The 2,783-nt window shown below is 38.6% G+C and carries 2 protein-coding genes and 1 tRNA gene; all 3 read right to left on the bottom strand.

Annotated elements, in window-relative coordinates; all coding sequences use genetic code 11:
* Positions 1–153: 153 nt before the first annotated feature.
* The gene (locus B554_RS0100035; protein ID WP_081400243.1) at positions 154–1,038 is read right to left on the bottom strand and encodes a hypothetical protein; all 885 of its coding nucleotides are present in this window, start codon (positions 1,036–1,038) and stop codon (positions 154–156) included.
* Between the two features lie 115 nt (positions 1,039–1,153).
* Positions 1,154–2,572: an amino acid permease gene (locus tag B554_RS0100030; protein ID WP_004705160.1), complete on the bottom strand. Its 1,419-nt coding sequence runs from the start codon at positions 2,570–2,572 to the stop codon at positions 1,154–1,156.
* Between the two features lie 135 nt (positions 2,573–2,707).
* Positions 2,708–2,783, bottom strand: a tRNA-Glu gene (locus B554_RS0100025).

Below are 2,783 nucleotides of genomic sequence, written 5' to 3'. Positions count from 1 at the left end.
GGCCTCTAGACGATAGGGACGTTTCAGAGGTGGGCGTATATTAGGTCGATTTAATAAAAGTGTCAAATAGTTTTCTGAAGAAATATTAAAAAAAACGGTCAAGCGCTTAAAAATAACTCAAATTGTAGAAAATATAGGCATTTATGGCTAATTTTATTGAAAAGGTTCAATAATGGCTTTGATGACTGCATGGTGTTGTAAGTATCCTACAATTTCATGAGGCTGGTTGGCAAAAGTAAAAATCTCTTGATTAATGATGGGTGGGGTAAAATCAAAAGGTGCTTCACTTAATGGGAAAGCTGTTAAAAAATCATCTTTTGAGTAGAAATTATACCAATCACCATTGAGGCATTTTGGTCGTTCAATCGGAATGGGAAGTTTACTTTGGATCACCCGAAAAGAAAGTGGTGAAGCCAAGGTAACAAAGCGTTGTACTGAAAAATGATAAGCCGGATCTGATAATAAGTGAAATGCAATCACAGAACCCAAAGAGTGCGCAACTACAATGCAGTCTTCATCATCGTGCATTTGTTTTAAAATTCTTTGGTGAACTTCATGCATGAAATCAGGATTTGATAAATACATATACGTTTCAATTAAGAATTGTTGAATTAAGCTCTCGTGTAGTTTTGGAAAACTATTTAAAAGGACCACCATTTCCTTAAGAACACGGTCTTTTACTAACTGAGAGGTTAGATATAGGCGTTCTGATAAGCTTTCTGCTGGTTGATCTGGGGAAAGCGGAAGCTGAGGAACAAAAGGAGTATGTTCCTTAAGTGTAGGGGGTTGTTGGTTTAAGTGGATAGGCAAGTGAAAGTTAAAAGATTTTGGAAGTAAGGTGTTTAGGTCTAATTGATTGGATAATTGATATTTCGTCATTAAATCGCCATAAAATGGCATATGTATATGTAGATCTCTTAAATTAACCCTACAATGTAATTGTTTTAAGCCCAGTTTAAATACTTTTAGCCAATGCTCCTTTAAGCTATGTGCTGTGTAATTCTGCTGATTCATCCCGTGGATAAATATAATTTTCATTGTAGGCAAAGAATTGTTTTTAATATGAATTTTAATCTACAACGGTAGGTTCTATAAAGCCAGTGTCTAGGCAAAAAAAAGTGTAGCTTTTTGCTACACTTTTAATTACAAGTACTTAAGCTTTGTCACGATAAAAAATAAAGTAACTCACATAACATAAAGCAGTAAAAATTAAGCAACCTACAAAACCAGCTCGCATTTGAGGGTCTGCTGCCATACTTAAACAGGTAATAAAGCAGAAAAGAAAACCTAAAATTGGAACGATAGGAAATAATGGCGCTGCATATTTTAAATCTTTAACTGTATGCCCAGCTCGATACCACTGCCTACGGAAATTGAACTGACTTAAACAGATACTCATCCAGACAATAACCATGGTGAAAGCTGCAACACCAAGCAAGTTTTTAAAGATGGTTTCAGGTGCAAATTGTTCTGACAATAAACCGGGAATTGCACCAAACATAGTTACTACTAAAGCAACAATAGGTGTTCCGCTTTTTGAAAGAGTTGAAAATACACTTGGAAGAAGCTTTTGTTCTGATAAAGACCACATCATGCGTGATGCGGCATACAAACCTGAATTGGCAGCTGAGAGTAGTGCAGTAATAATTACAAAACGGATGATGTCGTCAGCATATGGAATGCCAATATAATTAAATACAGTAACAAAAGGGCTGCTACTTACACTTTCACTGCTTAAGCCTGCAAGCTGGAAAGGGAGTAATGCACTGATCACAATAATCGTGCCGACAAAGAAAATAAGAAGGCGCCAGATTGCAGCATTAATCGCTTTAGGGACGTTTTGTGCAGGATCTTTAGTTTCGCCAGCAGCCACACCAATCAGTTCTGTTCCAGAGAACGCAAAATTCACAATCAGCATGGTCGTAAAAATGGGAAGGAAACCGTGTGGGAACCAGCCTTGGGCAGTTAAATTACTAAACAGAGGAGCAGTTTGAGCGCCATGAAAAGGAATTAAACCAAAAATGGCTAATAACCCAAGCACAATAAAGGCAATAACAGTAACCACCTTAACCAGCGCTAGCCAGAACTCAGACTCAGCAAATACTCGAGTTGAACTAATATTTAGTCCAAAAATTGTCACTGCAAATATGAGAGTCCAAATCCACATTGAGACTTGTGGAAACCATTCCTGCATCAGTAGAGCAGCAGCAGTAAACTCGGTTCCTAGCGTTGCTGTCCATGTTAGCCAATACATCCATGAAATCATATAACCTGTACTTGGACTAATGTACTTTTGAGCATATGCACCAAAAGAGCCAGATACAGGCATGTGGACAGCCAGCTCACCTAAACAGAGCATGACCATGTAAGCAATCGCGCCCCCAAGAATGTAGGCAATAATTGCGCCAATAGGTCCAGTTTGTGAAATGACTTCCCCTGAACCTAAAAATAAACCAGTACCGATTGCACCGCCTAGCGATAACATCACAAGGTGGCGAGTACTCATGGCTCTTTTTAAAGGTGCAGTACTGTTCTGATGCTGAGCATCTAGTTGATTGTCAGATGGCTGCATATTACATACACATTGAGAGAATTTGAGAAAGACGCTATTTTAGATAAAATAGACAAATGTGCAATCAAGAAGGTGTCAAAGAATAGACAGGAAGGTGACGAAAGAGTCTTTAAAATGAATTTTTCTAATAGAAAATGGCGTCCCTACGGGGATTCGAACCCCGGTTACCGCCGTGAAAGGGCGATGTCCTAGGCCTCTAGACGATAGGGAC

It is taken from the genome of Acinetobacter sp. GG2 (assembly GCF_000292385.1).
GTDB lineage: Bacteria > Pseudomonadota > Gammaproteobacteria > Pseudomonadales > Moraxellaceae > Acinetobacter > Acinetobacter seifertii.
This window is presented reverse-complemented; position numbering and strand designations above follow the sequence as displayed.

Excerpts from the sequence above, each read along its gene's own strand:
- B554_RS0100030 (WP_004705160.1), bottom strand. The coding sequence starts at position 2,572 with ATGCAGCCATCTGACAATCAACTAGATGCTCAGCATCAGAACAGTACT.
- B554_RS0100035 (WP_081400243.1), bottom strand. The coding sequence starts at position 1,038 with ATGAAAATTATATTTATCCACGGGATGAATCAGCAGAATTACACAGCA.